This is a genomic window from Bacillus sp. GZB, assembly GCF_001975995.1.
Lineage (GTDB): Bacteria > Bacillota > Bacilli > Bacillales > Bacillaceae > Bacillus > Bacillus velezensis.
Genome location: NZ_MTQG01000010.1, coordinates 591,330 through 616,094, shown reverse-complemented (window position 1 = coordinate 616,094; position 24,765 = coordinate 591,330). Strand labels below are relative to the sequence as shown.

General features: G+C 45.7%; 29 protein-coding genes. 2 read left to right on the top strand and 27 right to left on the bottom strand.

Features of this window, described 5'->3' with window-relative positions; all coding sequences use genetic code 11:
• Nucleotides 1–50 precede the first annotated feature (50 nt).
• The 13 genes from BXO87_RS03510 to BXO87_RS03450 all read right to left on the bottom strand — a co-directional run bounded on the left by BXO87_RS03510 (nucleotide 51) and on the right by BXO87_RS03450 (nucleotide 12,124).
• Nucleotides 51–1,955 (bottom strand): PTS fructose transporter subunit IIABC, encoded by a 1,905-nt coding sequence (locus BXO87_RS03510; protein ID WP_038457868.1) that lies wholly within the window; start codon nucleotides 1,953–1,955, stop codon nucleotides 51–53.
• 14 nt (nucleotides 1,956–1,969) lie between these two features.
• Nucleotides 1,970–2,881: a 1-phosphofructokinase gene (gene pfkB, locus BXO87_RS03505; RefSeq protein ID WP_007611129.1), complete on the bottom strand. Its 912-nt coding sequence runs from the start codon at nucleotides 2,879–2,881 to the stop codon at nucleotides 1,970–1,972.
• Nucleotides 2,878–3,633, bottom strand: coding sequence for a DeoR/GlpR family DNA-binding transcription regulator (locus BXO87_RS03500; RefSeq protein WP_007611128.1), 756 nt, complete (start codon nucleotides 3,631–3,633; stop codon nucleotides 2,878–2,880). The genes pfkB and BXO87_RS03500 overlap by 4 nt, the downstream gene beginning before the upstream one ends.
• A gap of 282 nt (nucleotides 3,634–3,915) precedes the next feature.
• On the bottom strand, nucleotides 3,916–5,109 hold the full coding sequence (locus tag BXO87_RS03495) for an ABC transporter permease (RefSeq protein WP_038457867.1): 1,194 nt from the start codon (nucleotides 5,107–5,109) through the stop codon (nucleotides 3,916–3,918).
• Nucleotides 5,106–5,798 (bottom strand): ABC transporter ATP-binding protein, encoded by a 693-nt coding sequence (locus BXO87_RS03490; RefSeq protein ID WP_007611126.1) that lies wholly within the window; start codon nucleotides 5,796–5,798, stop codon nucleotides 5,106–5,108. The genes BXO87_RS03495 and BXO87_RS03490 overlap by 4 nt, the downstream gene beginning before the upstream one ends.
• Complete coding sequence (locus tag BXO87_RS03485) at nucleotides 5,799–6,935, bottom strand: efflux RND transporter periplasmic adaptor subunit (RefSeq protein ID WP_012117453.1); 1,137 nt, start codon at nucleotides 6,933–6,935, stop codon at nucleotides 5,799–5,801.
• A 1-nt stretch (nucleotide 6,936) separates the two neighbouring features.
• Entirely contained in the window at nucleotides 6,937–7,635 is a 699-nt protein-coding gene (gene yknW / locus BXO87_RS03480) for a YknW family membrane protein (protein WP_038457866.1), read from the bottom strand.
• Between the two features lie 322 nt (nucleotides 7,636–7,957).
• The gene (gene moaD / locus BXO87_RS03475) at nucleotides 7,958–8,191 is read right to left on the bottom strand and encodes a molybdopterin converting factor subunit 1 (RefSeq protein WP_007409633.1); all 234 of its coding nucleotides are present in this window, start codon (nucleotides 8,189–8,191) and stop codon (nucleotides 7,958–7,960) included.
• Nucleotides 8,188–8,658, bottom strand: a complete 471-nt coding sequence (locus BXO87_RS03470; RefSeq protein WP_038457865.1) for a molybdenum cofactor biosynthesis protein MoaE — start codon at nucleotides 8,656–8,658, stop codon at nucleotides 8,188–8,190. The genes moaD and BXO87_RS03470 overlap by 4 nt, the downstream gene beginning before the upstream one ends.
• Complete coding sequence (mobB, locus tag BXO87_RS03465; RefSeq protein ID WP_007409631.1) at nucleotides 8,659–9,180, bottom strand: molybdopterin-guanine dinucleotide biosynthesis protein B; 522 nt, start codon at nucleotides 9,178–9,180, stop codon at nucleotides 8,659–8,661. It lies immediately after the preceding gene.
• Complete coding sequence (locus BXO87_RS03460; protein WP_038457863.1) at nucleotides 9,141–10,433, bottom strand: molybdopterin molybdotransferase MoeA; 1,293 nt, start codon at nucleotides 10,431–10,433, stop codon at nucleotides 9,141–9,143. The genes mobB and BXO87_RS03460 overlap by 40 nt, the downstream gene beginning before the upstream one ends.
• Before the next feature lie 17 nt (nucleotides 10,434–10,450).
• Nucleotides 10,451–11,470 (bottom strand): molybdopterin-synthase adenylyltransferase MoeB, encoded by a 1,020-nt coding sequence (locus tag BXO87_RS03455; RefSeq protein ID WP_007611113.1) that lies wholly within the window; start codon nucleotides 11,468–11,470, stop codon nucleotides 10,451–10,453.
• Between the two features lie 51 nt (nucleotides 11,471–11,521).
• Nucleotides 11,522–12,124 carry a molybdenum cofactor guanylyltransferase gene (locus BXO87_RS03450; protein WP_007611112.1) on the bottom strand — a complete coding sequence of 201 codons (603 nt, stop codon included), beginning with the start codon at nucleotides 12,122–12,124 and terminating at the stop codon, nucleotides 11,522–11,524.
• A gap of 143 nt (nucleotides 12,125–12,267) precedes the next feature.
• On the opposite strand from BXO87_RS03450, the gene BXO87_RS03445 reads away from it, so the two are divergent.
• The gene (locus BXO87_RS03445; protein WP_038457861.1) at nucleotides 12,268–13,260 is read left to right on the top strand and encodes a coiled-coil domain-containing protein; all 993 of its coding nucleotides are present in this window, start codon (nucleotides 12,268–12,270) and stop codon (nucleotides 13,258–13,260) included.
• Nucleotides 13,261–13,283: 23 nt separating this feature from the next.
• Here the strand turns inward: BXO87_RS03445 and rok are convergent, their stop codons facing one another.
• Nucleotides 13,284–13,880 carry a transcriptional regulator Rok gene (gene rok, locus BXO87_RS03440; protein WP_038457860.1) on the bottom strand — a complete coding sequence of 199 codons (597 nt, stop codon included), beginning with the start codon at nucleotides 13,878–13,880 and terminating at the stop codon, nucleotides 13,284–13,286.
• Between the two features lie 450 nt (nucleotides 13,881–14,330).
• Nucleotides 14,331–14,789 (bottom strand): TlpA disulfide reductase family protein, encoded by a 459-nt coding sequence (locus BXO87_RS03435; RefSeq protein ID WP_038457859.1) that lies wholly within the window; start codon nucleotides 14,787–14,789, stop codon nucleotides 14,331–14,333.
• A gap of 288 nt (nucleotides 14,790–15,077) precedes the next feature.
• Here BXO87_RS03435 and BXO87_RS03430 point away from each other — a divergent pair, with 288 nt between their 5' ends.
• Complete coding sequence (locus tag BXO87_RS03430) at nucleotides 15,078–15,884, top strand: mechanosensitive ion channel family protein (RefSeq protein ID WP_032874739.1); 807 nt, start codon at nucleotides 15,078–15,080, stop codon at nucleotides 15,882–15,884.
• A 33-nt stretch (nucleotides 15,885–15,917) separates the two neighbouring features.
• Here BXO87_RS03430 and BXO87_RS03425 read toward each other — a convergent pair whose 3' ends face one another.
• From BXO87_RS03425 to BXO87_RS03370, 12 genes are all read right to left on the bottom strand, one after another.
• Entirely contained in the window at nucleotides 15,918–16,163 is a 246-nt protein-coding gene (locus tag BXO87_RS03425; protein WP_003154596.1) for a YkuS family protein, read from the bottom strand.
• A gap of 60 nt (nucleotides 16,164–16,223) precedes the next feature.
• Entirely contained in the window at nucleotides 16,224–17,348 is a 1,125-nt protein-coding gene (locus BXO87_RS03420) for an N-acetyldiaminopimelate deacetylase (protein ID WP_038457856.1), read from the bottom strand.
• Between the two features lie 70 nt (nucleotides 17,349–17,418).
• Complete coding sequence (gene dapD / locus BXO87_RS03415) at nucleotides 17,419–18,129, bottom strand: 2,3,4,5-tetrahydropyridine-2,6-dicarboxylate N-acetyltransferase (RefSeq protein ID WP_007409623.1); 711 nt, start codon at nucleotides 18,127–18,129, stop codon at nucleotides 17,419–17,421.
• 81 nt (nucleotides 18,130–18,210) lie between these two features.
• Nucleotides 18,211–18,666, bottom strand: coding sequence for a flavodoxin (locus BXO87_RS03410; RefSeq protein ID WP_007409622.1), 456 nt, complete (start codon nucleotides 18,664–18,666; stop codon nucleotides 18,211–18,213).
• 26 nt (nucleotides 18,667–18,692) lie between these two features.
• Entirely contained in the window at nucleotides 18,693–19,586 is an 894-nt protein-coding gene (locus tag BXO87_RS03405; protein ID WP_038457855.1) for a WD40/YVTN/BNR-like repeat-containing protein, read from the bottom strand.
• Nucleotides 19,576–20,049: a flavodoxin gene (locus tag BXO87_RS03400; RefSeq protein WP_012117440.1), complete on the bottom strand. Its 474-nt coding sequence runs from the start codon at nucleotides 20,047–20,049 to the stop codon at nucleotides 19,576–19,578. The genes BXO87_RS03405 and BXO87_RS03400 overlap by 11 nt, the downstream gene beginning before the upstream one ends.
• Nucleotides 20,050–20,161: 112 nt before the next feature.
• A complete protein-coding gene (ccpC, locus tag BXO87_RS03395; protein WP_007611101.1) occupies nucleotides 20,162–21,043 on the bottom strand; it encodes a transcriptional regulator CcpC in 882 nt (293 codons plus the stop codon).
• A 140-nt stretch (nucleotides 21,044–21,183) separates the two neighbouring features.
• On the bottom strand, nucleotides 21,184–21,627 hold the full coding sequence (cbpB, locus tag BXO87_RS03390) for a cyclic-di-AMP-binding protein CbpB (protein WP_003154608.1): 444 nt from the start codon (nucleotides 21,625–21,627) through the stop codon (nucleotides 21,184–21,186).
• 143 nt (nucleotides 21,628–21,770) lie between these two features.
• Nucleotides 21,771–21,962: an antirepressor AbbA gene (gene abbA / locus BXO87_RS03385; protein ID WP_003154609.1), complete on the bottom strand. Its 192-nt coding sequence runs from the start codon at nucleotides 21,960–21,962 to the stop codon at nucleotides 21,771–21,773.
• A gap of 140 nt (nucleotides 21,963–22,102) precedes the next feature.
• Complete coding sequence (locus tag BXO87_RS03380; RefSeq protein ID WP_007409617.1) at nucleotides 22,103–22,621, bottom strand: ribonuclease H-like YkuK family protein; 519 nt, start codon at nucleotides 22,619–22,621, stop codon at nucleotides 22,103–22,105.
• 122 nt (nucleotides 22,622–22,743) lie between these two features.
• Nucleotides 22,744–22,983, bottom strand: a complete 240-nt coding sequence (locus tag BXO87_RS03375) for a YkuJ family protein (RefSeq protein ID WP_003154613.1) — start codon at nucleotides 22,981–22,983, stop codon at nucleotides 22,744–22,746.
• A gap of 444 nt (nucleotides 22,984–23,427) precedes the next feature.
• Entirely contained in the window at nucleotides 23,428–24,648 is a 1,221-nt protein-coding gene (locus BXO87_RS03370; protein ID WP_003154615.1) for an EAL domain-containing protein, read from the bottom strand.
• Nucleotides 24,649–24,765 lie beyond the last annotated feature (117 nt).

The window sequence follows — 24,765 nt, the reverse complement described above, 5'->3', positions numbered from 1 at the left end:
CTTCTATGCGCATATGATTGAAAAAAGCGCCCGTAAAGGACGCTTTTTGCTTATTTCTCTACAACCGGTTTTTTGACGATTCCCAAGATAACCGCCGTTACAACCGCTCCGATCACGATGCTCATTAAGTAAAGCAGCGGATGGTTCGTAATGAATGCAACGAATATTCCTCCGTGCGGTGCAGGAAGCGTTACCCGGAAAAACTCTGTCAGTCCGCCCGCTACCGCAGAACCGACAACGGCTGCAGGGATGACGCGAAGCGGATCAGCCGCTGCAAACGGGATGGCGCCTTCTGTAACGAAAGCTGCTCCCATGAAGTAGCACGTAATACCGGCTTCACGGTCACGTTTAGAGAATTTGTGTTTAAAGAATGTTGTCGCCAGTGCGATTCCAAGCGGCGGAGCCATTCCGCCCGCCATGATGGCCGCATGCGGCGCATAGTTTCCGGCGTCGATCATCGCAATACCGAAAGTGAACGCCGCTTTATTGAGCGGGCCGCCCATGTCGATAGCCATCATACCGCCTAAAATAATACCCATTAAGACAAGGTTTCCAGTTCCAAGGCTTTCAAGCCAATTTGTTAAGAAATTCATAAACGCTGCGACAGGTGTGTTTATGACAAACTGCATCAGGACACCGGTGATAAAAATACCGAGCAGCGGATAAATCAGTACAGGTTTTAATCCGTCAAGAGTCTGAGGAATAAAGACAAACAGCTTTTTCAAAAGGACTACGACATAACCGGCTAAGAATCCGGCAATCAGTCCGCCCAAGAATCCGGCATTCGCCTGCGTAGCCATAAATCCGCCGACCATACCCGGCGCAAATCCCGGACGGTCCGCAATACTCATTGCGATGAATCCGGCAAGAACTGCAACAATCAGTTTTAATGCATTATCGCCGCCGATAAAGTTCAGCGCTGCGGCAAACGTGTTGTATGTCGGGTCTTTCGGATCAGCTGAATGAATTCCCCAGAAGAATGAAATCGCCACGAGGATTCCGCCGCCGACGACAAATGGCAGCATGTTGCTGACACCGCTCATTAAGTGTTTATAGAAAGTACTTCCGATACTTGTGCCTGATTTCTGTTTCGGGCCGTCTTCATCTGAAGCGGAAGATCCTCCGCCGCTGCCCTCGTAAATCGGCGCATCTTGGTTAACGGCTTTTTCAATCAGTTCCTGAGGACGTCTGATACCGGCCGTCACAGGCACTTGAAGAACATGTTTGCCTTTAAAGCGTTCCATTTCAACCTGTTTATCAGCCGCCACGATGATCGCAGGCGCGTCTTCAATTTCTTGAGCCGTCAGCTTATGTTTGATACCGCTTGAGCCGTTTGTCTCTACTTTAATGTCAACGCCGAGCTCTTTCGCTTTTTCCTTCAGTGCGTCAGCTGCCATGAACGTATGGGCGATACCTGTCGGACATGCCGTAACGGCAAGGATTTTGCCTTTTCCTGACGGCGCTGCCTGTTCTTCCTGCTCTTCTTCTTCCTCATCGTCATCTTTGTCATGCTGATTGATGATGTCAATGATCGCATCTTCTGATTCAGCTTCAAGAAGCTGTTTGCGGATTTCCTCACGCATAAGAAGCGTTGAAAGTCTTGATAATGCTTCAAGGTGCGTATTATTCGCTCCTTCGGTTGCCGCAATCATAAAGACCAGGTGTGCCGGCTGACCGTCTAATGATTCATAATCCACACCATCTTTTGAACGTCCGAATGCGATGGCCGGGTTAATGACGCTCGCCGTCTTCGCATGAGGAATGGCAATGCCTTCGCCGATTCCCGTTGAGCTTTGGCTTTCACGATTTAAAATGGCTGCTTTGTAAGCCTCTCTGTCATTTAATCTGCCGGCTTTGTCAAGCACTGTCACCATTTCATCGATAACGTTTTCTTTCTCTTTGCTTTCTATATTGAGATGAATTGTATCTCTTGTTAACAGCTCAGTTATCTTCACTTTTCTTTCCTCCTCTATAGACGTGTGACTTTAACTTCAGGAAGAAGCTGCTGTACAAACTCTTCAGTTCCGAGTTCTTCAGAAAATGCCGTCGCGCTTCCGGAAGCAACTCCTAAACGGAACGCATCTTCCAAAGGCAGCTGTTTTGAAATTCCCGCAAGGAATCCCGCGACGACGGAATCACCCGCGCCTACCGAATTGACAAGCTTTCCTTTAGGAACATTGGCGAGGAAAACCGCCTCTTTCGTAAATAAAAGCGCACCGTCGCCAGCCATCGAAACAATCGCATGTTCAGCGCCTTGTTCAATCAATTTTTTACCGTAAGGAACGGCAGCTTCGGCTGAATCAATGACCGTATTGAACATTTCCCCAAGCTCATGATGATTCGGCTTCATCAAAAACGGTTTCATTTCTGTCGCTTTCATCAGCGCTTCACCAGAGATGTCCACGACTACCCGGGCATTCTGCTTTCTGCATGCCTCAGCAATTTTTTCATACGTGTTATGCGGCAGGGAAGAAGGAATGCTTCCCGCTAAAACGACGATGTCTCCCTCTTCCAGAGCGGAGAACTGTTCTAAAAAGGTATTGAACACTTCGTCTGAAATCGTCGGGCCCTGTCCGTTAATTTCCGTTTCATCGCCCGTTTTCAGTTTTACATTTATACGCGTGTCTTCATCTACCTCAGAAAAAGCCGTTTCCAGACCTTCCTGATGCAAAAATGACGTAATATAATTTCCGGTAAATCCGCCGACAAACCCCAATGCTTTTGACGGCACATGGTGTCTTTTCAGTAATCTCGAAACGTTGATGCCTTTTCCGCCGGGATACTTCGTGTCATAGCTGGAACGGTTTAAACCGCCTACGGCAAAATCTTCAACGTGAACGATATAGTCAACAGACGGATTGAGGGTTACAGTGTAAATCATGGTTTCACTACCTTTACGACAGTTTTTTCTTGGTAATTATCGAATGCAAGTTCTTCAGCTTCAGTGGTAATGATAGCTGCATCGCCCAAGGCGGCGAACGCTGCGAAAGAAATCTCGCCGAATTTAGAAGGATCGGCTAAAACATACGCATTTTTCGCCTGTCTCACAGCCTTTGTCTTCAGAAGAGCCTCATCCGGATCGGGTGTTGTAAAGCCGGCTTCAATGTGCACGCCGTTCACCCCGAGGAAGCTTTTGTCAAAACGGTACTGGCTGACCGCCGTTAATGAGGCGCCGCCGATCATTGCACCTGTTCTATGCTTCACATATCCTCCGAGAAGATAAAAGGGAATCCCTTTCCTTATTAAAGCGTCGATATGCATAACTCCGTTTGTGACAACCACAATGTCCTTTGTATGATCTATAAAATCAATCATATGCAATGTAGTTGTTCCCGCATCAAGATAAATACAGTCACCTTCTTCTAATAAAGATGCCGCTTCTTCTGCGATCTTCAGTTTATCTTGAAGGTTTTTGGAGGATTTTTCAAGCATATCGGGTTCTTGCCTGCTGTTGGAAAGTTTAGACGCCCCGCCGTGAACGCGCTTTAAAAATCCGCGCTCTTCGAGTGTTGATAAATCTCTTCTGATCGTTGATTCAGAAGCATTTGTCATGCTTATCAGCTCTTGAATCTTCACCACATCACGCTTTTCAATCTGATCAATAATCAGCTGATACCTTTCAGGAGTGAGCATATTCCGCCTCCTTTGGAAACGTATTCATTTCGGCTGCAAGATAATTGTAAACGCTTTTTTTACTTCTAGCAACTAAAATCACTCAAATTCATTCAATAACTATCAAAATCTTTCACATTTGTTCATATTAACGTATGTACATAGGGTTTGTAAACTGTAAATTCGACAAAAAGGGGGACAATTGTATGACATTTTCTTTTTATCATAAATGAAAAAAGTCTATTATATTCATTCAATCATTAAAACACAAAAAAACCCCATGCAGACTGCATGGGGTACGGGTTATTCATACCGTAACGCTTCAATCGGATCTAAGCGTGATGCTTTGTTGGCGGGCAGCATGCCGAAAATGACACCGATCAGCATACTGAACAGTACGCCGATACAAACCACCTGCCAAGAAACGAGCGACGGCCAGCCTGCGATAAGGGAAACGAGTGATGCTCCCCCGTAGCCGAGACCGATTCCGATTAAGCCGCCGATTAATGTAAGCACAACAGATTCAATTAAGAATTGTGTCAGAATCTGTCCTCTCGTGGCACCGAGCGATTTGCGGATGCCGATTTCTCTTGTCCGTTCCGTCACTGATACGAGCATAATATTCATGACCCCGATCCCGCCGACAATGAGAGAAATACCGGCGATCGAACCGATGATCGTCGTCATGACGGTCGTGACCTGACCGATTCCCGCCGCGATTTCTTCCATATTCATAACTTGATAGGCCTCTTTTGTACCGTGATTGTCATTTAAGAGACGGGCCGCTTCTTTTCCTGTTGATTTGATTTGATCAGCGGACTCCGTCTGAACGGAAACGTTGCTGTAGTCGTTAGTACCGAAAGACGTTTTCAGCATGTTGAACGGCACATACATTTCACTGAGTCCTAACGATAAAAAACCGCTCTCTTCTTTCAGTACGCCGATTACTTCTACGGGCTGTCCGCCGGCCCAGACGATTTTTCCGAGCGGAGACGTTTTCCCGAACAGCTTTTCAGCCATTTTTTTTGAGATGATTCCCGCTCTTTTACCGGAAAGAAAATCATTGTCCGTAAATGTCCGTCCATCTTGAACGTCCAGCTTTTTTACGTCCATGTAGCCGCTGTTAATGCCGTTCAGCGTAATATCTGTGTCTTCTTCATGGTAACGGGCCGTCATGGATTTTACAGCGGAAGCGACAACCTGCTTTACGCCGTCCACTCCTTTTAATCCATTAATATCTTCTTCTGTGAAACTCGCTTCCTGTAAGGCGTTCGGATTGGCTGTTAATTCTTCATCACTCGGAAGGTAAAACAATTCAATCGTATTGCCCGGCCCGCTGATGGATTGCTTCAGCATTTGCTCTCCGCCTTGGCCCACAGCCACAACAACGATTACTGAACCGACGCCGATAATGATTCCGAGCATTGTCAGAATCGATCTCAGCTTGTGAGCTCTTACGGAACTGAGGGCCATCCGGAGATTTTCTGACAGGCTCATTCCCCCACTCTCCTCTGCTCAGCATCGCGGGAAACGATCATGCCGTCACGGACGAAAATCACTCTGTTTGTACAGTCCGCCACTTCAGGCTCATGAGTGACAAGCACCACGGTCACGCCCTCTGCATTAAGCTCTGTGAACTGCTCCATAATGGAAATGCTTGTTTTCGTATCCAGTGCGCCGGTCGGTTCATCAGCTAAAATGAGCTTCGGTTCGTTCACGATGGCTCTTGCAATCGCGACACGCTGCTTCTGGCCGCCTGACAGCTCATTCGGCATGTGACGCATCCGATCCGCCAAACCGACTTTTTCCAGTGCATACTCAGCCCGTTCCTCACGCTCTTTTTTGCCGATACCGGCGTAGATCATGGGGAGTTCGACATTTTTTCTTGCATTCAATCGCGGCAGCAGCTGAAACTGCTGAAAGACAAATCCGATTGATTTGTTCCGGACCGCCGCAAGCTCTTTTTCAGTGCATGAAGAAACATCTTCGCCCGCAAGCCTGTAACTGCCGGACGTCGGTCTGTCCAGACAGCCGATGATATTCATGATCGTAGATTTCCCCGATCCCGACGGTCCCATAATTGACACATATTCTCCTTCTTCAATCGTCAAGTCGATTGAACGAAGAACATCAAACGTCTCCTTGCCGATCTGATAGCTTTTTTTCACCTTTGAAAGCTGAATCATCTATGCTTTCACATCCGTTCCGTCAGTCAAACCGTCAGCCGGATTCAGAATGACTTTATCATCCTTTGAAAGCCCCTCTTTTATCTCCGTAAGCTGATTTGCGGTATCGCCGACTTTAACTTTCACGCGTTTGGCCTTCCCGTCTTTTACCGTAAAGACCCAGTGCTCATCTCCGTCTTTTTTGACTGCGGAGGACGGCAGTGTATCGGCTTTCCGTTTGTCGGTTTCAATGTTCATAATTAATTTAAACCCCGGCTTGCCCTCCGGAAGGTTTCCGATCAGCTTAACCTGGAACGGATACTGCACGGCCTGTTCCGTGCTTTCCCCCGAAGCAGCGCTTGACTTTTGATCAGGAACGAGGCCGACAGCCGCCACTCTCCCTTTCCACGTTTTACCTGGAATGGCGTCTGAGGTAATTGTAACGCTTTGTCCCTTTTTCACTTTCAGCGTGTCGTATTCGGACAAATTGCCGGCAACGATCAGGTGTTCCGGGTCTCCTATATGTATAACCGGTTCTTGAATATCCGATTTTTTAGAAGCCGCTTCTTGATTTACCGAGATAACCGTCCCGTCCATCTCACTCTTAACATTGAGATTCGCCACTTGATTTTCAAGAGACTGCTTTTGCAAATCAGATTGCTTTAATTCGATTTCCGCCGTTTTTTGCTGAAGCTGCAGATCCGTCCGTTCGGATTCAATTTGTTTTTTGGCTTCCGCTTCTCCCACTTGTTTTGCCAGATCTTGTTCCTTGCTGTTTAATGCTCTGAGTTTTTCTTCAACTTGTTCGATTTGCATCCGTTTTGATTGTTCTGTCAACTCATTTTGTTCTTTATCAAGATTGAGCTGCTCATTTGTATACGTGACTAACGACGACCCTTTTTTTACTTTGTCGCCTTCTTTTACTTTCACTTTATCAAGAGTTCCTTTATCCGCTTCATAAAAAACATACTGTTCTTTAGAGAATTTAAGTGTTCCCGGAACCATAACCGTAGATGAGATTTCTCTGTTTTCCATGGTTCCGGTTTCGATTTTTTTCCCGGCGCTGCCGCCCGCGGGAGCGGCAGACTTATAAATATTGATACCGATGAATACTGCAACAATTACGGCGATGCCGATTCCGATCCAAATTTTTTTCATGTTATACACCTGCTGTCACTGAACTTAACAGTCCTCCGACTGCCGAAACCAAAAGCATAATAACAAAAAGGACAATCGCGGAAGTCCAAGCCGCTTTTTTCGAAATGCCGCCTGTATAGCGAAGTCCCAAAGCGAGCAGAATATAGCTCCAGATGCTGAAAATGTCAAACGCGCTTAAAAAGACCGCGACGCCGTCTCCGGCCGGTATGACACTCGCCAAAGATGTAACGGCGTACAGTGAGCCCGCACCGGTAAAATAAGTAACAAGACCGTTAATAACTAAGCCGATATTGGTAATAAATGCCGTAAACAGGCTGAGTGAGAGCATTTTTTTGTAAGTTGTCACGCCGCCTGAAATTTTGACGCACAGCCAGTAAATGAGCGGAACGATAAACAGAGCGATAATGCCCCCGAAGATTCCTCCGAACATCGTGCCGAATTTAGCGAAGGTTTTGGTCATTTCAATCTGATCATCCGTCAAACCGTCAAGAGATGAGCTGTTCAGCACTTCTTCATAATTCATCCCAAGCCCGCGCAAAATACTGCCGGCCGCGATGAGAATGATGACAATCAGGAGAGGAATGCCGATGACCGGCTTTTCTTTTAATCTTTTAAACTGCACAACAGGACTTGTAATGACGCCGAAAATTGACGGCTTTTCCGTTACTGCCGTATTGCCTTTTTCCAGGTTTGGTTCCATATTGCTGATGCCTCCTATGTATTATTCTGTTTATACGTACGCTTTAGGCTGAGAGAAGTTTCAATTTTTTTGCCGTTTGCGTATTTATGCTAAATTGTAACACAAATTCTCAGCTTTACGTTCCATAATTATGTAAAAAAAAGCATTGTCAGCCCGGTATGACGGGAGGCTCAAAGCCTTGTAAGGGTACTGTCTTCAGCCTATCATGTAGTCAAAACCGCCTCAATCGCAAATCCCTTTAAATCCCATTTAGATATTCTCCGGAATTCAGCGCCTATATACAAAAAAGCCGGATGGCAATCATGCACATCCGGCTCTTTTTTCACCCTCCGCTTACAGGAGGGATAAAGGCAATGGTATCACCTTCTGTTACGATGCTGTTGTCTTTTACATATGTTTCATTGATTGCGATCATGGCATTGTCAATCGTCTGAAGGCCGTACCGTTCCTTTAGCAGCGTTTTTACAGCAGACGCCGCCGTCTCTTTTTCGTCAAGTTCAATGACCGGTGTTCCCGCCTGCTCCGCAAGCCCGGCAAACAATAATACTTTAATCATCGCGATTCCCCTTTATCCAAATCCGGTTTTCCGTACGGATAGGGCGTTGTTTCCAGCTGATCGCCTATCCATTCTTCGCCGTCTTCCCAGATTTCTTTTTTCCATATCGGCACAATCTGTTTTATCCGTTCAATTGCATATTCATTCGCCTCATATGCCGCCTTTCTGTGCGGTGAAGACACGGCGATTACGACCGCTGCTTCTCCGATATCAAGGACGCCGACACGGTGAGTGATTGCAGCTTCGGCTCCTTCCCATTTCGCGCTGATTTCATCGCCGATTTGAGAAAGCATTTGAACAGCCATCGGTTCATACGCTTCATATTCGAGCCGTACCGTCCGCCGCCCGGCAGTCCACTCTCTGACCGTGCCGATAAACGTTGTGATGGCGCCGGCTTCACGCTTTTCAACTTTTTTTACGATATTTTCCGCAATGATAGGTTCCCTTGTAATTTGAAAACGTTCCATTTAAGCAGATTCCCCTTTCAGCTGTGAAAGCACAAACATCATGGCAGCCGGATCGTCCGCATGGAATACGGGCATGCCTGCGTCTGCCGGCATATGTTCCGTATTTCTGCTGACAACTGCGATCACGCGCTCCAAATGCTTCAGCTTTTGCCAATCTTCGCTGTCTTTGATCATAATGATTTTCGGATGCGGCGCATGTTTAAATCCCTCTATGAGAAGACCGTCAATTCCCAGACATTCATACAGACTGATCAAGCCCGCCAAATCCCATTTTTTTCGCGCCGTAAGCTGCAGGACGCCGTCCCCTTCTACTGCCGTAACCGCGGCTCCGGCCTTTGAAAAACGCTCCGAGTCTTTTCCGTCAGAAAAAGGCTCCGGTTCTCCTCCATGTCCGTGATGTTTTAAACATCCAATATCGCACTCTTTCGGCGCAGCTTTCAGCACACGTTCAATAAACGTTGTTTTACCGCTGTTTTGAAAACCTACGATCTGGACGATCGGGAAAGAATTGACCACGGCCATTCACTTCCATTCTCATCACGGATGAGGAGCGCGTGAACCGTCCGGCCCGCTTCATACCCCCTCGTTCCTCCCGGCAGAAGGATAAACGCGTTTGCTTCGGCAAGAGATGTGACTGAGCTTGATTTGTCGAGACCGACCGGTGACGCCATCATCTTTCCGTCCTTATGATAAATAAATGCCCTCACAAATCTCGTAAACGGATTCGGTTTCGGAAAGTCGTTTGTTAACACGGCTTCCGTCCATCCGGAATGAGGTTTTTCATTCAGAAGCCACGTCTGAATCATCGGTTTGACAAACAGGGTGAATCCGACATAACATGCGGACGGATTGCCTGAAAGGCCGAACAGCAGCATGTCATCGGCCCGGGCGACAGTTGTCACGCTCCCCGGGCGCATTGCCACTTTGTTAAAAAGAACTTCCGCTCCGAGCTTATTATAAATGTCTGGAAGAAAATCAAAATCGCCGACTGACACGCCGCCGGTCGTGATCAGAAAATCAACTTTTTTCATAGCTTCCTTCACCGCATCATAGCTGTCATCAAAATCATCGGAAATTTTCCCTAAGTTCAGCGGTACCGCGCCCGCTTCAATGACCTGGGCATACACCATAGCAGCGTTGCTGTTGCGGATTTTCCCCGGCTCAAGCGGATCGCTGACATGAAGAAGCTCGGTTCCCGTTGCGATAATGCCGACAACCGGCTTTCTGACCACTGGAACAGAAGCATAGCCGAAGGTTGCTAAAAGAGCGGTTACGCCCGGCGTAATTTTCGTCCCTTTTTTTAATAGCGGGCTGCCTTTTTTCGCGTCTTCTCCTTGATATGAAATATTATCACCCGCATGAAAAGGGCGTTTCACTGACATGTAATTCGTCCCGTTTTCAGAAAACGTTTTTGTCAGCTCAAGCATCACTACGGCATCCGCACCTTTTGGAATCTGCGCCCCCGTCATAATGCGGACCGCTTCATAAGGCCCGAGTTCTTTTTCTGACACGGCGCCGGCCCCGATATGGTCAATTACTTCAAAGGTGACTGCATTGTCACGGGAAGCCGTTTTTGAATCACTCGCCCTGATGGCAAACCCGTCATATGGGGAACGGTTAAAGGCCGGCACATCATGATCCGCCTTAACATCCTCCGCCAAATAGCGGTGGAGACTGTCCTCAAGCGCCACCCATTCGGTATCCCCCTGTTTTTTATACCGGCTCACCCGGCGGACTGCTTCGTCCACCTGAATCGGCGTTCTTTTTTCAAGCATAGCAATATCTCCCCTTCCTACAGTCCGATCACCCTGGCCAGAACTGAATTTGCTTCTTTTATATCGTTTGTACCGTGAATCAGAGCCCGTCCGTCCTGAAAAATAACGATTCTGAAGCGCTCATACGCCATGTGCAGCAGAAATTCATTTGCTTCCACTTTACCGATCTGCTTCAGACGTTTGACAAGCTCTTCTTTATCCAGCCTCTTTAAGGCTTCCGATCTGATTTGAACGGTGTCTCTTCCGCACAGCACGCTTGCTTTCGGCCTGTTTTCAGGCTGCAGATACGGATATACGGGCTCCGCGCCGCAGGAAGGGCAATGATCCCGTTTGATCTGATCCACATTTATGCTCATATTGGTGTTATTCCACACGTCAAACGTGAAAAAGCGCCGATTTACCGCCGCATGATTTCCTGTCAGCAATTTCAGCGCCTCAGCCTGCTGATAAGCGGAGACGATATGAACCGCCGGAGGTATGATGCCCGCTGTATCACATGTCGCTCCGCCCACGGGCATTTGCTCAAACAGGCAGGATAAACACGGCGTAACCCCCGGAATAATCGTCATGCACATTCCCTGACTGCTGACACAGGCACCGTAAATCCAAGGTGTTTTCGTTTTCAGCGCCAGATCATTGATGACCATTCTCGTTTCAAAATTATCTGTCGCATCCACGATGCAATCCGCTTGTTCGATCAGCGGTTCGAGCGTTTCCGCCGTACCTTCCGCCGCGTAAGCATCGATATGTATATCACTGTTTACCGCCAAAAGACGCGCCTTGGCCGCCATTGCTTTCGGCAGGCGCTGTCTCGCGTCTTCTTCTGTATACAGCTGCTGTCTTTGTAAATTGCTCCATTCCACATAATCCCGGTCAATAATCGCCATACGGCCCGCTCCGGCTCTTGCCAAACCCTCTGCTGCTGCTGTTCCGAGGGCTCCGGCTCCGACAATCAGGACACTGCTGTCAGCCAGCGCCTGCTGCCCTTTTTCCCCTATCGGCTTAAATCTTGTCTGCCGCGAATAGCGCTCTTCCATCTGTGTTGTCCCCTTGCATTTTTATTTCCATCATACCATGTTTCTTCCCGATCAGTCTTGATTTGAAGACTCGACATGCGCCAAAAGTCTGGTGTAATCGTCCTGTGTGTTGATATTAGCGAACTCCTCCGGCCCGGCGCCGATGTCTTCAGCCTGCACATAACAGACAGACAGCCGTTTCAGCGTGTCTGTCATTTTCAGTTTGTTTTGTGTCAGCTGATCAAAAAGCACATCCTGCACCCGCTTATGATAAACCGCCAAGAGGGGCTGCTCTCTGTTTTCACAAACCGGTATGACAGCGTCCAGGTTTCCGGTCAGCTTCATTTCAAGCGCCGCCATCGTTTTTCTTGTCACGAGCGGCGTGTCACAGGATATGACCGTATATATTTCGCCTTCCGTTTGTTTCATTGCCGTATAGATGCCGGCAAGCGGGCCCATTCCCCGAAACCGCGGCTCATCGGCAAAAACATGCCGCTCCCTGTTTGATAAGAACTTTTTTATATGCTCAGGGCGGCTGATAATTACCGTTTCTCCGCCGCCGAAGGCTTTTTTCGCCTGTTCATAAAACATGCCGCCCTTCCACTTTGCAAAAGCTTTCGGTTCTCCGAATCTTCGGGAAGCTCCCCCCGCTAATATTACATTCACCCGTTTCATGTCATCTCTCCCATTCTATATAAAAGCATAGCAAACGCCTCAGCCGAAATACAATATTACGGTGCTTGTCTGTTTAAATAAGAGGAATAGCCGTTGTTCCTTTCCCATATTGTAGTGTTAACATCATGAGGGAGATGGTTCTTATGAAAATATCCGGTCCTTTTTTCCACGACACTTCTCAAGAGAACCTTTACTTGAAATCCGAACTTTCCAGATGCAGAAAATTAATTTCAGAATTTGAAGCAAGCTACTTCCATCAAAAAAATAATAAGCTTCAGGAGGAAAACGCCAATATTAAAGAGCGGCTTCACAAGCTTTCTGACGAATTGAAAGCCATGGCTCAAAAACACAAACAGACAAGTGACACGGAACGTTCTTTGCATGAAATCAGAGCCGGGCTGCTCGATAAAATCGTCATTCTGCAAGAACTGCTTCAGCAGGAAACGTTTCGGCGGAAAAATGAGATGGAAGAAAAGCACCGTCTGCATCTTACAAATGTAAAATTTGAAGAAGAAAATAAAAACTTACATACCCGCATCCGCTCACTTGAGACCGCCATTCAGACTGAACGGACTTCTCACGAAGATATGAAACAGCGTTATCATGCCGCTGCAGACGAAAATACCCGGCTCCAAACACAAATGGTAGAAAAAGAATACCAGCTCAAACATATTAAAATAGAAATTAATCATATGAGAGATCGAATACTAGAAACAAAAGAACGGCTTGTAGAAATAGAAAAAACGAAAGAAAAGTTATTTCAAGAAACCATTCTTTCGTATAAACGGCAGCTGGACGAAAGTGATGCTTGGATTGCCGGCCATTTTGCTGATATTGACAGCCGCACGGCGGAACCGGCGGAACGAGCTCTGGAAATCCCTTCTATTTCCAAAGAGACTGTTCAGGCAGAAGACTTGCTTAAAGCCGTTACCGAACAAGTCATCTCCCTGCAAAAACAAATTGTACAATCAGAGTCCCGCGATCAGTCGTTTGATGAAAAACTGGATGCGTTGAAAGAACGTGCTGACGGCGAAAAGCCTTTCCAAAAATATGTCGTCAAGCTTGAAAAAAAGCCGGGAAAAGATGCGTCACTTCCGCAGAATAAGCGGGAAAACGCAAAAAAACTGCTTGAGTAACGCAAGCAGTTTTTACTGTTTTATTATTCAGCAGCCGTATCATTTGCCGTTTCTGCTGTTTCCTGAGAAATTTCTCCCTCAAGAATATATTGGCCGCGGTATGGTTTTTTCACTTCCGGATACATTTTAATTAAGCTTTGCATAAATGTTGTCATATTAGGAATTTCAAGGCCGCTTTCCTTTTCAATTTCCTTTTGCAGTTCGGAACTTTTGATCGCTGCATTGTGGCGTTTCAATGTTTTAATCGCTGCTTCGCGCAGTTTTGCCGCTTTTGATCCCGGTCTCGCCGTCCCTCTTCTTCTTCTTGTAGAACCGTCTGGAATGCCGGCGGGAAGAGACGTAATAGACTGCATCTGCGGCTGGGAGGATTGAGGCTGTGTCTGCGGCTTTTGATAGCTTCTCATTTCCTGTGCTGCAAGCTCTGCAAGCACCGGGAGAGAGTCACTTTTTTTCTCCGGACGAAACTCTTTTTTTGTATCGGACAGGCTGCCTGCATTGTCTAATTCTCTCAGTTTTGCATATATTTTATCACGTTCTATTTGATATTCACGAATGACTTTTACCTCTGCTTCGTTCAATTGTTCTAAACGTAAGCGCAGCGCTTCTCTTTCATTAAACATGTGTAAAACCCCCTGTCAAAAATTTAAACGCTTTTATTAAGATATTAGATTACAAAAGTAATTTTATCAACTATTATTTTATCATTTTACTATTTTATTTACTCTATGAAAAATTGCTTATTTTCTGAAAATGGTACTTTATATACAAAAATCCCTTATCATATAGGGGTTTCTGGACAAAGTTCCAATTTATTCAACCATTTCAAAATATAACTTGAAATTACTTGTTTAATGAAAATTAGCGTAATATCTACAATTTTCGACTATAATATGTAAAAGATTATGATATGGATAAAACAAGCGGTACAGCGTGTTTACGGCTGTTTCTCTTATTTTTTAAGCCACACATGTCATATTGGAATTTTTTATCCAATAGACACAAAAAACCCTGTTACCTAACGGCAAAGGGTTTGCGGAACCGAGACATTAGTCCGACGGAGATTGTCCCGATTACTCAGAAGCCTGCTCCGATTCTGAAAGTACTCGGCTGACGCGTTTTTCAAGCATTTTCATCCCGCTTCCTCCCGCTTGAAAATGGCGGAGCTGTCCGCTTTTATCAAAAACGTAATAAGCCGGCACATATTCATTTTCAAATGCTTCAGTCAGCGTATGATCGCTGTCGACGTAAATCGGCTGAGAGATATCGTGTTCAGCCGCTGTTTCCTTGATTTTCTCAAGATCAAGATCATCTTCGGAACGGGGCATGTGAACGGCCACCACATTCAGCTGATCTTTATATTTATCACGAAATTCGTTCATCTCAGGCATCGCTTCTTTACACATGCGGCAGCTGGCGGACCAGAAGTGAATCAGTGCCGGCTTTCCGCCGACCAGCTGTTCCTTCGTGACTTCTTTGTTAATCCATGCTTTAGCGCCTGTCAATTCAGGCATTTGCTGACGTAATTTCATCTTATTTCCCTCCTTATGAAAAAGGTTTTTTGCCGGGGCTTTCAGTTTCGCCAGGCAACGTTCTCCTGTTTTCCCTCCAAAGGATATGATTTGGCTGAATCACCATGTTAAAATGAGTGTGGCGATTCCTTAGTTCATATCTTCACAAAAATGATGATATTGAAACCGGGCAATATGAACAAATCATAAATGAAATAACTGATTTCTATTAAAAGGTTTATTTTATTTTAAAAACGGGTATATCACTTTTAGCTTTTTCTGCAATAGACTTGAAAGGAAGACATCACTATGATTGATTTAAAACACTTTGATTGGGCCGGGCTTCTCACATCTGCCGGGATTTTCATCATAAAGCTGGCTCTCATTATTTTAGCGTACTTTATTTTCCGGACGGCAGGAAAAAAGCTGATCAAGCATCTGTTTCAGAAATTCGAGCAACAAAACAACCTCTCCAAAGGCCGCGCTTATACTTTGCGAAGCCTCGCGCTTAATGTTTATGGATACATCCTGATTTTCGTTTTTATCGTAATGATTTTGGATTTATTTCACTACAATCCGAGCGCTCTCATTGCCGGCGCCGGCGTGGTCGGTCTTGCAGTCGGCTTCGGGGCTCAGGGGCTTGTCAGTGACATCGTCACCGGATTTTTTATCCTTTTGGAAAAACAGATCGACGTCGGCGATTATATTACGGTTGCCGGCTACAGCGGCATTGTCGAGCAGGTCGGTCTCCGTACGACGCAAATCCGGAGCTTTGACGGCACGCTTCACTATCTTCCCAACCGGGGTATTACGAATGTGAGCAATCATTCCCGCGGAACGATGCAGGCGCTTGTCGATATTAAAGTGCCGCTTGAAAAAAATCTTGATGAAACCATTCAAATCCTGCAAACCGCGTGTGACAAAGCAGCCGCTGAGCTCCCGCAGATTAAGGAAGGACCGGACGTCATCGGGGTTCAGGATTTAAGCTCGTCAGAAATGGTGATCAGAATCATTGCCAAAACTGAAAATATGGAGCAATGGCGGGTTGAACGCGTACTGCGGAGAGAAATAAAAATCGCGCTCGACCGTTTTAAAAACGCCGCATCCGCCGAATAGAAAAACCGAAGCGTAAGCTTCGGTTTTTTCTTTTTAATGAAATTTTTTTTCCACTTCGCTGCAGATTTCGTCGGCGGTCATTCCGGAAGCCGTAATGACGGGAGCCTGAGTTGACGTATCGGCAATTCCTTGGACATTGCTGTCAAGTCCGGTTACGACACAGCAGTCACAATTCTTCGCATCCTCAGGAGTCTTCATCATCACTACGTCATATCCTTTTTGTTTTAACGCCTGTTCTACATCCGATAAAGATTGTTCAATCCCAATTTTTTTCGTCATATTGAACACCTCCGTTATGTAGAATGCTCAATTTTTGTTAGATTATTCTTCTTTTCGGATTTAATTGGCATACTTCGAAAAATATCCGACCATGACATTGACCGCGGTTTCCATCGCATCTTCATCCGGGTTCAGCTTTGCGTGATGAAGCCCGTGGGATGAATCGGCCCCCAGCCAGAACATAAAGCCGGGATATTTTTTCAGCATGTACCCGAAATCTTCTCCGGTCATCGCTTCTTTCGCCGTTCTCACGTCAGCAAGCTGATGATCGCTGACAAATTGCATAAATTCTTCGGTCAGGCCGCTTGTATTATAAACTTGATGATAAACGGACGGATATGTAACTTTTCCTTTGCATCGGAAGCCGATTTCAATTCCTTTGACAAGCTCTTCAATCCGCTTTTTCACCATACGCATTGATTCCTCGGAAAGCGTCCGGATGGTTCCCTCCAGATGAGCATGCTCTGCGATGATATTTTGCGCCGTGCCCCCGGTAATCGTTCCGACAGTGATCACAGCGCTGTCAAGCGGATCCGTATTTCTGGATATGACTGTCTGCAGCTGCGTGACAAGCGTGCTCGCGGCGACGACCATGTCGTCTGCTGTATGCGGATATGCCGCATGCCCGCCTTTCCCCTCGAGATCGATGACGAGTTCGCTCGTATTGGCAAACAGCAATCCGCTTTTGGTGGAGATTGTGCCTACAGGAAGCTCAGGTGCTATATGGAGAGCGGTAATCAAATCCGGTGTCCATTTTTTCAGCACATCGCTTTCAAGCATCGGTTCCGCTCCGCCCGGTCCTTCTTCAGCCGGCTGGAATAAAAAGAGCAGATCATGTTTGACGGGATGATGGACAAAATGATCAATAATGCCGAGCGCGATGGTCATGTGCATATCGTGGCCGCATGCGTGCATAAAACCGGGGTGTTCAGATGCAAACGGAAGCCCCGTCTGCTCTTCAATCGACAGAGCGTCTATATCCGCTCTGTAGGCGAGCATTTTTTCCGGAGCCGTGCCGTTGACTTTGACAAAGATGCCGGTTCTCCAAGTTTCGATTTCAATTCTGTCCTCCGGATATTGGTTCAATAGATTCAGCAGGTACTGTTGGGTTTTATATTCCTGAAAGCCGATCTCCGGAATGCGGTGCAGATCTCTTCGGATGGCAATGAGACGCTCTTTTTCCATATGTATTCCTCCTTGAGATAAGAATAAGGCGTGGATTTTATCATCCACGCCCATTCTATCAAACCATTCCTTACAGCTGGCGTAATTCCTGTTTGATTTCTGTTTTGCCTTTTGTTTTTTCATCGATATCTTTGATTTTTTTCGCAGGTGTTCCCGCTACAACGGTATATGGCTCGACGTCATTTACAACGATGGCTCCGGCAGCGACAACCGCGCCTTTACCGATTGTTACTCCTTCAAGCACAACCGCATTTGCGCCGATCACAACGTCGTCTTCCACGACAACAGGCTTAGCGCTAGGCGGCTCAATAACGCCCGCTAATACAGAACCCGCTCCGATGTGGCAGTTTTTGCCGACAGTCGCGCGTCCACCGAGCACAACGTTCATATCAATCATCGTACCTTCGCCGATGACTGAACCGATATTAATAGATGCACCCATCATGATAACGGCATTGTCGCCGATTTCGACTTGGTCGCGGATAATAGCGCCGGGCTCGATTCTCGCTTTAACATCTTTTAAATCAAGCATCGGGATCGCAGAGTTGCGGCGGTCATTTTCAATGACATAATCCTCAATTTTGTCTTTGTTTTCTTCGATCGCGCTTTTAATTTCAGCCCACTCGCCAAAAACGACGCCGGATTGGCCGTTCAGGAATGTTTTAGCGGAATCGCCAAAGCTGATTCCTTCAAGATCGCCTTTTACATACACTTTTACAGGCGTTGATTTTGTACTATTTTGAATAAATGAAATAATTTCATTTGCATCCATCATTTTCATATGTATTGTCCTCCTCTGATTTTCTACCTCATTACTGTAACAAAGGAAGGATACAAAGACAAGAAAAAAAGGAACAAGCCTTTATTCTGCCGGCTGGCTGCACAGCGCGGCAAACTGTCTTCCGAATTCCCGGAGCTCTTCTTCCTCACTGCCCTCAGGGTTGTTTTCAATTTTGACCGACGGCAGCACCACCCGCCCGCCGCGGGCCGTGATTACTTTTTCCAATTCGTCAACCGCTCCGCAAAAAAACTCATAGGACGTATCTCCGGAACCGAACAAAGCAAATGTTTTTCCCGTAAACTCCAGGTTTTCCATATCTTCAGCAATATCGAGCATTTCATCAGGAAGATCCCCGTCTCCCCACGTATATGTGCCTAATAAAATATACTCGTAATCATTAAAAAGTTCGGCATGAATATCCATCGCTTCATATCTGTCTACGGATGCTTGTGCTTCGATCAGCCCTTTTTCAATTAAATCCGCCATCGCCTCGGTGTTTCCTGACATTGTAGCGTAAACAAGCAATACATTCCCCATCTTCGTCTCTCCTTTATGCATAAAAACTAATGTGCGAGCCGTACCGCCTCATACGGTCTGACAAACTTACTTTCGTAAAGGCCCGCGCAAAAAAAGTTTTCTTCCCGGTTGGCCACCCGCCATCCGTGACCGCGGATCGTATCAAACCACTTTAATTCACCGGCGGCGAGATCAGCTTGATAAATACGCGAAAATCCGTTTTCGTCCTGTGACGATGTGACATAAATAATCCCGTTATCCTCAGAAACGTCGAGAAATGATTTTTCCCGTACGGCGGGCCCGGCTGTAATGGCAAACTCCTCTTGCGTCCGTACGTTTCGGACGGCAACCTCCCCCCGTTCTCCCTTTGCCGCGCCCTTTGCTGCAATGAGCCAGTCATTCTGATACATCATCATTGAAGCCGTCATGCGCTGCCTTTCGCGGCTTATACACCGGATGCGGTCTTCCGTCAGATCATACGCCCAAATGCCGCCATGATTCATATGAATCCGGGTGCCGATATAAATCGTCTGACCGTGTAAACAAAGCGAACGGATGACAGGCGGCTCCTTTAATTGTGAAAAGGGCTTAGCCACATGCCAAGTGACGCCGAAATCATCAGATAAGTAGAGGCAGTATGTGCCGTGCGCACAGACAAACCCGTCATTCCGCCCGGCAACGGCCCATACGGAGGCGCTGGTCGGAAATCGGGAGGCCGTCCAAGTCTTTCCCTGATCGGCTGATCTGAGGACGGCGCCTTTTTCTCCAGCGGCGAATATGTAAGGCCCTATGTAAGTCAGCACATGAATTCTGCTTTTCACTCGGAATAGTCCTTTCCAGCCTTCTTCCGCGGAAAAATGAAAAATACCTTCGTCTTTCACTGCGACAAAATATCCTGAAGTCACTGATGCCATGACAGCCGTCGCGCCTTTATGAAACATGGCACCGGTCTCCGTGGTGAGCGGCCCATGCAAGAAAACCGCGGACAAATTCTTTGCAGCATTCCTGATCTTCAGCCGTCTCGGGCGCCAGCTCGATTTTCAGCGTTTCCGGATATAAATTGGCTCCGGCCTGTTCAAACGCATCGCAAAACAGCGTGACCGCTTCGCAAAACTTCGGGTAGGCGTGATCGCCTGAACCGAAACAAGCCGTTTTCAGTCCGTTGAGCTGGCTGTGCAGAATATCTTCGTAAAAATCTTCCGCTTCGTAAGGAAGATCACCGTCCCCCCATGTGTACGTGCCGACAAAAACATAATCATATGCTTCGAGAGAATCCGCATCTGCTTCGTCCATGTCAAGACAGTCAACTGCTATCTGATGCCCGCTCAGTGTTTCTTTTATAATGCCGGCAATATCCTCTGTATTCCCCGACATGCTTGCGTATATCATTAATGCTTTCTGCATATGATCACCTCGTAATTGATAATGATTTTCATTAACATATATAACACTTTAAATGATAATGATTTTCATTGTCAATAAAAAAATAAAAAAAGACAGCATGATTGCTGTCTTTCTAAAATGGCCGTTCCTGCTTCAGCATATCTTTAATGACAGAAACAAAAGCCTGCACCTGTTTTAATTCAAATGCCGGCTCATATCCGAGCAGCCATGTGTCACGGCCGATCGGATGATCCTTTGTATCAAGCAGGGGCATTTTATTTACTTTATCTTCCTCTTCTAAAGTGACTGACGGCAGAATGGCATAACCGATCCCGTGCAGCGCCATCTGCTTGCACGTTTCAATCTGATCGACGAGGATGGTCTGTTTCGGCGAGGTTTTGAATTTTTGATGCCACCAATGCTGAATTTCCTGAAAATATGTACTGTCACTTTTGAATTGGATAAACGGCCGATCGGTATGGGCTATATCATCAATACAGGAAATTTCCGTATCAACCAAATATAAATGATCGGTCATTAAATAATCTTTCCGGCCTTTCCATTCCGGATTTCCCCGGATAATGCCGATATGTACCTGATCTTCATACAGACTTTTCAGCATTTCGCTGCTCCACCCTGTAATGAGAGAGACCTTTGCATTCGGATAACGCTCCACATATGTTTTTAACACTTTCGGAAGCCAGTGCTGCCCGATAATGGAGGCGACGGCAAGCTTTAATGTGCCGTGAATCTCACCCTCAAGTTCATCAATATTTTCTCTGATTCTTTCTTGCCGATCCGTGACGTCATTTGCAAATTGTATGATTTTTTCTCCTGCCGGCGTTACCGTAAGTCCTTTTTGAGATCTTAGAAAGATCTTTGTTCCCCAGGCTTTTTCAATGGTCTGCAATCGCTGGGACAGAGCCGGCTGTGACACGAATAACCGTTCGGCAGCCTTCCTCATGTTTAATTCCTCAGCTAAAACTACGAGCATATGAAGCTCTTGAAGCTGCATGTCGTCCTCCTTTTCAATGCCTTTTCGTATTTCTTATCTACCATTCTAATAAAATAAAGGCTGCCGAGGCAAGCGCCACTCATATGTATGCGTTTTCTTTTTCCGGCATGCAAAAGAACAAATAGGCTGATCGTGCAAGCCTACTTATTCAATGATCTGATATGGCTGCTCAACTGTTTTAACACGACTCTTCTCGTGAAAATGCCTTCAAAGACGCCTTCATCATTTTCAACGCAGACAAAGCCGTTGTTAATGACCATGCTGAACCCTTTGATAATCGGATCATTGATGTGGAGACGGGGAATGTCTTTCAGCATGACTTCCTCAACCGTAATTTGATCCAGCTTCTCAAACTCGATCCGTTCAAGTCCGAAAATGCTGTTCATAATCATATTTGTCCCGATCAAACCGTGCAGACGGTACGAAGCGTCAAGGACGGGAATGGCGGTATAGCCGGTTTTCGTCAGCACTAATAGAGCATGCTCAAGGTTGTTTCCGACTTGAACGTGCGCCACTTTATCCGCCTCGATCATAAATTGTCCGACTGTTGCATCAAGAAGCTGATCTGATTGTAAGCTAATCATGTCACTTCGACCCCTTTACATTTTTCATCAAAGCATGTATTCCCTATATTGCAATAATATAAACATTATCATTTTTTGTCGAAAAGTTTCCGTCAATAAAAAAGATACTCTTTGCAATCGAGTATCAATTTATAGGCCGCTGATTAATTTTCGTTCCGAAAACGGTCATAGAGCGTTACGAGTTTTTTATAAGTGGTTCCATCAACGCTTTTTGACCCTGCTTCTATATCGTTGATTTCGCTGGTCAAAAGCTCAATGGCATATTCTTGATTGATCAGGATATTCAGCAGAAGTTTCTGTTCTTCTTCCGTAAATCGTTCACTGATAAGACTCATACGTAATCAGGCCCCCTATTTTTAACTGAATACCTCTGAAAGCAATGTGAAATTTGCTTTCAGCTCTACCGCTAGAATAAGTAAACAGAAAAAAATCGTCAACCGCATAATTCGACATTTTGCGGATTCTGTATGAAATATTATTTTGTGTAACGATTGGCATAACTGAATGCTGTGCAGGAATCAGGCTTGATTTTCGCTTCAATGCCCATCGAGGTAATGCGGCCGGTCATTTCTTGTATCAATTCTTTTGTCAGCCCTTTTTGACCGATATCCAGATGCACTTCAAATGAAAGATCCGCCCCTTCATCCGTAAAAGGCAAGAGCAAATCTGTCAGTTCCATAAGACGGCCGTCGAGGATATGCGCAGCCATCTCCTGGCTGAACGCGGTTTCCAGCGAAATTTTTTCGCGAAGGCTATGTATCGGTCTTGCAAGATCATGATTTTTCAAACAGCCCCAAGCTCCCTTGCCTGTACGGTGCAAGTGTATAGCCGTAATAAACTTTGTGAAGTCGCGGTAAACTTGTGAATCAGTCCCTACAGACAGCACGTATGCTGAACGGGGGTCTTTATTGACAAAGCGTTTCAGCCGCTCCGTCACGTCTTGAAAGGTCATCTGTGCCTCAGAAAGATTATAAAACAGAAAAGAATCAGCCATGTACGGACACTCCTCTTTCCAGAGTCTACAACCAAACGAACAAGCACGTTCCTTTGCATAATTTAATAAAGCTCCGCTTGCGGAAGACCGGAAGCTTGGTCAGCCTGAAAAATCAAATCAAATTACTGAAGGAGCTCAAAAATTTCAATAGAAATCATGTCAATGTTATCAAACGGATATGTGTTAGGTTTTTCACCTTTTTGGAAAACCGTCAGTTCAAACGTTTGATTTTTTTCGAAATATTTAACACTGCAAATTTTTTCGCCGTTAACTTCAAAATAACGCTGCATCGGCTCGTTAGCCGCTTCCGCTGTTTCTTGCAGACTTTGCAGCCGCGTGATGATACCCATTAATTGTGACATTCTAAAAAAAGACTCCTTTCAAAAAACAACTTCAAATCAACAAGTATTTATTATAATACAAGTCCTACAGAGCATCATACCATAAAGTAGACCGGGATGGCATTTTCCCGCTGGATTTTCAATAAGAAAATAAACGGGAAAACTGTGTTTTCGAATAGTTTGAAGCTTTTTTCGGAATGTCATACACCTTTCAAAAATAATTTTTCGCTTTTTGAGCCGCCATTGTCAGATGTATGTGAGGAGAAGCCCTTTTATGAGGAGACAGCATAAAAAAACTTGGCGGGGGTAGCGCCAAGCTTTTTCGGATCTTGATCTGATAGAGGGGTTGGGGAACAGAGAGTAACTTCTCTCTATAACTAAATGATAATGATTATCACTATCATTGTCAATCGTTTTTTAAAACTTTTTCACATTTATAAAAAAAAGCGGCATACAGCAGCCGCTTTAAAGTAACCCGTCCTGTTCATATAAATAAGAGTAAGGCAGATCGATAAATAAATACATATTGTCATCCATCGGGTATGAAAAGGTTCTGATCATCTCACCCGTCTCAATATCACTGTACAGGTCACTGAAAAAGCCTTTTCTTGAATTCCGCATCTTCATAATGTTTTCTAAAAAGTACGGACGCCAGCTCCAGTTTTTCTCCACGTATTCAGGCTGATAAAGCCATTCGCCGGACTGCTTGAACACATTTCCCGTCAGCTGATAGCCTTCTTCATCACACATATAAATTCTGAAACAGCAGTCGGTCAGGTTTTCCGCCAGTTTTTTAATAAACTCATCGTCCGCCTGATGGGTTTTCTTCAGCTCGGAAACTGCCTGATTGACCCGCTTATAAAAATTCTCAGAGTGTTCGTATACTGTCTCCAGCTTCTTTTTTTCTCTCGTGATAAATTGCTGAAACTCCGTTTTCAAGCGTGCTTTTAACAGGCTCCGGTCTATAAAATCGCCGCTCGGCGCCTGCAGATAATAGCCTTGAAAAAATCGGCCTCCGTTTCTCCATGCGTACTGGAGCTGAAAATCAGCTTCTATATCTTCATACAGCAGCGCGGCGCCGATTTTTCTCGCCAGCAATGAAATGCTGTACAGCACATGCTCATATGATGGTGACGGCTGAGATACCTTCAGCGCCTGCAAATCTATTTTCAGAAGGTCCGGTGAAAGGAGCGCGATTCTGTCCAGGTTGCTGCTCTCCTTACCTATATTGTCCACCGCGATTTTAATGCCGTATGTACGATAGTAGGCAAGCATATGGTACAGCTGTTCAATGTCGCCTTCGAAATTGTGCTCGGTGATCTCAAGCACAATACGGTTCAATTCAATGCCCTGCTCTTCGTATTCTTTCAAAAGCTCAAGAAAGCTTTCTCCGTGGTCAAGCATCAATACATTCGCATCCTGATTGATAAAAATCAACAGATCGCGATCAGCTTCTTTAAACCGCTCCAGCGCCTGCCTGATGACTCTGTCATCGACCTCAAGCTTATATTCTTCCGGAATGCCGGAATCTAAGAAAAACGGCCCGAGGCTCTCAATCTCCGCATCTGCCAAAATACGGCCAAGCACTTCGTAGCCTACGACTCTTTGTTCCTCAGCGTTAAAAATCGCTTGGTAATACGGAATAACATCATCAATATTCGTCAGTATATCAAGTGGGTCCAACATGTTATCACCTGCTTCTCTATCTTTGTCTGATTATACACAATTATATCAGCACCACAAATGTTTAGATTAGGGGAAAAAGGAGGCAGTATGGCAGCAGTTTAAAATAAAAGGGGAAAA